Source organism: Furfurilactobacillus entadae, assembly GCF_045862745.1.
GTDB lineage: Bacteria > Bacillota > Bacilli > Lactobacillales > Lactobacillaceae > Furfurilactobacillus > Furfurilactobacillus entadae.
In genome coordinates this window covers 1-520 of record NZ_BQXN01000057.1, presented here as the reverse complement: position 1 = coordinate 520, position 520 = coordinate 1, and the positions used below count along the sequence as shown (strand labels likewise).

The window sequence follows — 520 nt, the reverse complement described above, 5'->3', positions numbered from 1 at the left end:
CTTTGGATCATATTTATAATATTCAGGCATGTTATTTTCCTCCTTTTAATTACTTGCTGGGTAGTCGTCACTAGTGGTCGCGGTACCCTTAGCATTTACCCAAGATGAATCCGGATTGTCCGTCACTGCAGATGGAATCACAAATGCCCTAGTAGCTAAACTCCCATCTGGGTTAACCACCAAGAAGCCAGATGACCAGTCAGCAGCCTTACCATCAATGATTCCCGGTGCACTTTCCGCAGTTAGATAATGGGAAGTTGTTGGTCTGAATCCCGCCGGGATAAACCCTGCATCTGTGAATTGTGTCCATCCTTTAACTTGTTTACGATTGTTGTCGACCGAGAATGCATACATCACGGTGTTCCCCATTCGTTTAGCAGTCACAATGTAGCCATCGGGGTGATGACCGGTCCACGTAAACATCTGCTTTTCGCGAGATAAATAGTCATTCAAGGCTTTATCCCAATTCGCCATACCTTTAGTAATTAAATCCATTTCTAACCTACCTCCATAAATTTAA

General features: G+C 43.7%; 1 protein-coding gene. It reads right to left on the bottom strand.

The features are described 5' to 3' along the window. Positions 1 to 45: 45 nt before the first annotated feature. Entirely contained in the window at positions 46 to 495 is a 450-nt protein-coding gene (locus ACKTR5_RS11730; protein ID WP_407881693.1) for a hypothetical protein, read from the bottom strand. Positions 496 to 520 lie beyond the last annotated feature (25 nt).

Coding starts and splice junctions, on each gene's coding strand:
- ACKTR5_RS11730 (WP_407881693.1), bottom strand. CDS start 495: ATGGATTTAATTACTAAAGGTATGGCGAATTGGGATAAAGCCTTGAAT.